The organism is Mycobacterium sp. (assembly GCF_050701675.1).
Classification (GTDB): domain Bacteria; phylum Actinomycetota; class Actinomycetes; order Mycobacteriales; family Mycobacteriaceae; genus Mycobacterium.
The window spans coordinates 1-5,011 of sequence record NZ_JBOGDD010000288.1; the positions used below are offsets into that span (position 1 = coordinate 1).

Genomic DNA, 5,011 nt, shown 5'->3' on the forward strand with positions numbered 1-5,011 from the left:
GGAGGACGCGCCCGCATCCATGCGATCCCAGCTGCTTTCGGGCTGGAAGGCGCTCGGCCTGAAGGTCGGCTCCAATGCCGGCGTCGGCTCGGGTTCGGTGCTTGGTTGGCCGATACGGCGCAGCACGCCCGAGGTCGTCCTGCTCGCGGCCGACTCGCGCATCGGCATGCCAGGCCAACTGCTCATCACGATCAGGCCGGAAGGCCTGCTGTTCGCCACCTTCCTGCAGCACCGCACCGTCGCGACCCGTCCGCTGTGGGCAGCCGTCGAGCGCACCCACGTCGACGTGGTACGCACACTTCTCGAGCGGGCTGCCCACGATGCAGAGTCTATGTATGATGCCTTACATAATTCCTCGCCGAAGGAGACCGCGACGTGGTCAGCCCGCGCGACCGGATGGTCGCCTCAGCAGCAGTCCTGATACGCGAACGCGGCGCCCATTCGACGGCGATATCGGACGTCCTCGAACACAGCGGCGCCCCCCGAGGCTCGGCATATCACTACTTCCCAGGTGGGCGTGCGCAGTTGCTCTGCGAGGCCGTCGACTTCGCGAGTAACCACGTCGCCCGACGGATCTCCCGCGCTGCGACGGGTCTGGACGTGCTCGACGAAATCGTCGCCGGGTTCCGAACCCAGCTGATCGAGAGCGAGTACCGCGCGGGATGCCCGGTGGTGGCCGTCGCCGTCGAGGCAGGCGACTCCGGCAAGGCTGACAACGGCGCGGTGCTCGAGCGGGCCGGGGCCGCCTTCACGCGCTGGACCGACCTGATCGCCCAACGGCTCTCCGACGACGGCGTGGTGGCCGACCGTGCGGCCGAGCTCTCGATGTTCGTCACTGCTGCCATCGAGGGTGCCGTGGTGATCGCCAGAGCCACCCGCGACGTCGGCCCCCTCGATTCCACCCACCGCCAACTACGAGTACTTCTGCAGGCCGAGGAGAGGAGCCCGAGACATGACGGGTGAATGGCAACCGACCGCATGCATTCTCTGCGAGTGCAACTGTGGCGTCGTCGTACAAGTCGAGGACCGTCGGCTCATCAAGATTCGCGGCGACAAGGAGCATCCGGCGTCGCAGGGCTACACGTGCAACAAGGCGCTCCGACTCGACCACTACCAGAACAGCCGCAACCGGCTGACCTCGCCGTTGCGAAGGCGCGTCGACGGCAGCTACGAGGAGATCGACTGGGACACCGCCATCGTCGAGATCGCCGAGGGCTTCTCGAAGATCCGCGACGAGCACGGTGGCGACAAGATCTTCTACTACGGGGGTGGCGGGCAGGGCAACCATCTCGGTGGCGCCTACAGCGGGGCGTTCCTCAAGGCGATCGGATCCCGCTACCGGTCGAATGCGTTGGCACAGGAGAAGACCGGTGAGCACTGGGTCGACGCCCACCTCTACGGCGGCCACACCCGCGGCGAGTTCGAGCATGCCGAGGTGTCGGTGTTCATCGGGAAGAACCCGTGGATGTCCCAGAGCTTTCCGCGGGCGCGAGTGGTGCTCAACGAGATCGCGAAGGATCCGACGCGCTCGATGATCGTGATCGACCCCGTGGTGACCGACACAGCCAAGCTCGCGGACTTCCACCTTCGCGTGCGCCCTGGCACCGACGCATGGTGCCTTGCGGCGCTGGCCGCGGTGCTGGTGCAGGAGAAGCTCTGCGACGAGGGCTTTCTCGCCGAGCACGTCAACGGCTTCCAGCCCGTGCGCGAGGCCTTGGCAGACGTGCCGGTCGGCGAGTACGCGCAACGGTGCGGCGTGGACGAGGATCTGCTGCGCGCCGCATCCCGCAGGGTCGCGGCTGCCGACAGCGTGTCGGTGTTCGAGGACCTCGGCATCCAGCAGGCGCCCAACAGCACGCTCTGCTCGTATCTGAACAAGCTGCTGTGGATTCTCACCGGTAACTTCGCCAAACGTGGTGCACAGCATCTGCATTCGTCGTTCGCGCCGCTGTTCGCCGCCGGCGGTGTCGGCCGGACGCCGGTCACGGGTGCCCCGATCATCGCAGGTCTGGTGCCGAGCAATGTGGTGCCGCAGGAGATCCTGACCGACCATCCGGCCCGCTTCCGCGGAATGATCGTCGAGAGCAGCAACCCCGCGCACTCGGTCGCCGATTCGGTCGCGGTGCGCGCCGCCCTCGAATCGCTGGATCTGTTGGTCGTGATCGACGTCGCCATGACCGAGACCGCCCGGCTCGCCGACTACGTGCTTCCCGCGGCGAGTCAGTTCGAGAAGCCGGAGGCGACGTTCTTCAATCTCGAGTTCCCGCACAACACGTTTCACCTCCGCCATCCCCTGCTCGACCCGCTGCCGGGGACGCTGGCCGAACCCGAGATCTGGGCACGGTTGGTTCGCGCACTCGACGTCGTCGACGATGCCGAGTTGACGCCGCTTCGCCGTGCCGCCGCGGAGGGACTCGATGCCTATACCGACGCCTTCCTCGTGGCGGTGAGCGCGAATCCGGCGATGGGCCGAGTCCTGCCGTATGTCCTGTACGAGACGCTCGGACCGTCGCTTCCCGACGGACTGGCGGGTGCGGCCGCGCTCTGGGGTCTCGCCCAGAAGACGGCGATGGCCTATCCGGATGCGGTGCAGCGGGCCGGACACGCCGATGGCAACGCGTTGTTCGAGGCGATCCTCACCGGCCGGTCGGGGGTGACCTTCACCGTGCACGAATACTCCGACGACTACGCGCTCATCACCCACTCCGATCACCGGATTGCGGTCGAGATACCGGAGATGCTCGACGACATCCGAGCGCTACGGTCCGAGCGCAGTGAGCACACCAGCGCGGAGTTCCCCATGGTGCTGTCCGCCGGGGAACGACGTGCGTACACCGCCAACGACATCCTGCGCAACCCGAGTTGGCGCAAGCGGGATGTCGACGGGGCACTGCGGATGAGCCCGCAGGACGCCGTCGCCATCGGCGTCTCGGACGGCGGTCGCGCTCGGATCACGACGGCGGCGGGCACCGCCGAGGCCACCGTGGAGATCACTGACGCGATGTTGGCCGGACACGTATCCCTGCCCAATGGATACGGCGTCGACTACATCGAGGCGGACGGTAGCCGCACCGTCCCCGGCGTAGCGCCCAACGCACTCACGTCGACGGAGTGGCGCGATGCGTACGCCGGGACCCCGTGGCACAAACACGTACCCGCGCGAGTGGAAGCCCTATCGACGTAGCGGCCAGAGGCACTACGGAGTCGGCGGAAGTGGGTCACCAGGAGGAGGCGGCGGTGCCGGGAGGGCTGGCGGCGGTGCCGGGAGAGCTGGCGGCGGTGCCGGAAGAGCAGGCGCCTGCGCGGGGTCGGCCGGAGTGATCGGAACGTTCGGGCCGGGAGCCTGATCGGGGTAGGGGGTGTTCATGCCACGCTGCGCGAGGCCCATCACCAGCGCTTCCTTGCCGCTGATCTCGTGGTTCTGCACCGCCTGCCACAGATCCCTCAGATAGCTGACGTTCGGCGAATCATTGTCCTGGGGCACCATCGTCGAACCCGGTGGTAGGGCATCGGGACTGGCGAGGTGGGGTATCCCGTTCGGCGGCAACGTTGCGGCGTCCGTGTCCGCGGACTGAACGGTGGCGGCCGACGGGGGCGCGGGGGCGGTGCTGCTGACCGGCGCCGGTGGGGCCGGCGGGATGGGGTCCGCCGGGTCGGCGCCTGCGGGTGACGCGGTCGCCATCACCGCCAGGAAGAGACCCGTCGAGCAGCTTGCCAGCGCTGCCGCAACCCTGGTCGTCTCGGTCGACTTCATTTGCCAACCCCTTCCCGTGTGGCCTCAGGGACTGATGGTGCTAGTGGGTCAATCCAGAATCTCCCCATTTTCGTTACAGCGCAATCCCTGGGACCTGGGAATCGGGTTCGGACCGGCGGCGGTAACACGTTCTACTCGCGAGTTTCCGAAACCCGCCCAACACCCGCGACCAGTGGTGTAGCAATGCCTTATCCGACTAGATCACGTCGTCACGAGGAGTCCTCGAAACATGCCGCATGTTGCGACCAGTCCGAATCTGCCAGCCGGATTCGACTTCACCGACCCCGACATCTACGCCGAGCGCCTGCCGGTCGCCGAGTTGGCCGAGATGCGGAGGGTCGCCCCGATCTGGTGGAACGAACAGGCAGCTGACAAGGGCGGGTTCGGTGACGGCGGCTTCTGGGTGGTCACCAAGCACAAGGACGTCAAGGAGGTGTCCCGTCGCAGCGACGTCTTCTCGAGCCTTGAGAAGACCGCACTACCGCGATACGCCGACGGCACCGTGGCTGCCCAGATAGAGACCGGCAAGTTCGTCTTGCTCAACATGGACGCGCCACACCACACCCATCTGCGCAAGATCGTGTCGCGCGCGTTCACCCCGCGTGCGGTCGAACGGTTGCGGGAGGAGCTGGCCGAACGCGCCCGCGACATCGCGAACAAGGCGGCCGCGGAGGGATCCGGCGACTTCGTCGAGCAGGTCTCCTGCGAACTCCCCCTGCAGGCCATCGCCGGCTTGATGGGCGTGCCGCAGGAGGACCGGATGAAACTGTTTCACTGGTCCAATCAGATGGTCGGCGACATGGACCCCGAGTTCGCGAACAACGACGCCATCAGCGCCTCCGTCGAGCTGATCACGTACGGCATGCAACTCGCGGCCGAGCGCGCCGATACGCCCGGCGAGGATCTCGTCACGAAGCTGGTTCAGGCCGACGTCGAGGGCCACAAGCTCTCCGATGACGAGCTCGGCTTCTTCGTCATCCTGCTGGCGGTCGCGGGCAACGAGACCACCCGCAACTCGATCACCCAGGGCATGATGGCCTTCTCCGAATTCCCCGACCAGTGGGAGCTGTTCAAGAGGGAACGTCCCGGCACCGCCGCCGACGAGATCGTCCGGTGGGCCACCCCGGTCACGTCGTTTCAGCGCACCGCGCTCGAGGACACCGAGTTGGACGGCGTGCAGATCAAGAAGGGTCAGCGGGTGGTCATGATGTACCGCTCCGCCAACTTCGACGAGGACGTCTTCGATGACCCCTACAT

4 protein-coding genes and 1 pseudogene are annotated in these 5,011 nt (G+C 66.8%); 4 read left to right on the top strand and 1 reads right to left on the bottom strand.

What is annotated here, in order from left to right; translation table 11 throughout:
* The 3 genes and pseudogenes from ACRDUX_RS08515 to ACRDUX_RS08525 all read left to right on the top strand — a co-directional run.
* A pseudogene (locus ACRDUX_RS08515) lies at positions 1-421 on the top strand (hypothetical protein); the annotation flags it as partial.
* Positions 397-963 (top strand): TetR/AcrR family transcriptional regulator, encoded by a 567-nt coding sequence (locus tag ACRDUX_RS08520; protein ID WP_526412885.1) that lies wholly within the window; start codon positions 397-399, stop codon positions 961-963. The pseudogene ACRDUX_RS08515 and the gene ACRDUX_RS08520, both read left to right, overlap by 25 nt.
* Positions 953-3,184 (top strand): molybdopterin-dependent oxidoreductase, encoded by a 2,232-nt coding sequence (locus ACRDUX_RS08525; protein WP_526412879.1) that lies wholly within the window; start codon positions 953-955, stop codon positions 3,182-3,184. Before ACRDUX_RS08520 ends, ACRDUX_RS08525 begins: the two co-directional genes overlap by 11 nt.
* Positions 3,185-3,196: 12 nt before the next feature.
* Here the strand turns inward: ACRDUX_RS08525 and ACRDUX_RS08530 are convergent, their stop codons facing one another.
* Positions 3,197-3,754, bottom strand: a complete 558-nt coding sequence (locus tag ACRDUX_RS08530) for a hypothetical protein (protein WP_526412881.1) — start codon at positions 3,752-3,754, stop codon at positions 3,197-3,199.
* Between the two features lie 229 nt (positions 3,755-3,983).
* Here ACRDUX_RS08530 and ACRDUX_RS08535 point away from each other — a divergent pair.
* On the top strand, positions 3,984-5,011 hold a 1,028-nt coding region (locus ACRDUX_RS08535), incomplete at its 3' end, for a cytochrome P450 (RefSeq protein ID WP_526412883.1).

Bases quoted from the DNA above. Each gene is read 5' to 3' on its own strand.
- ACRDUX_RS08520 (WP_526412885.1), top strand. From the start codon at position 397: ATGGTCGCCTCAGCAGCAGTCCTGATACGCGAACGCGGCGCCCATTCG.
- ACRDUX_RS08525 (WP_526412879.1), top strand. From the start codon at position 953: ATGACGGGTGAATGGCAACCGACCGCATGCATTCTCTGCGAGTGCAAC.
- ACRDUX_RS08530 (WP_526412881.1), bottom strand. From the start codon at position 3,754: ATGAAGTCGACCGAGACGACCAGGGTTGCGGCAGCGCTGGCAAGCTGC.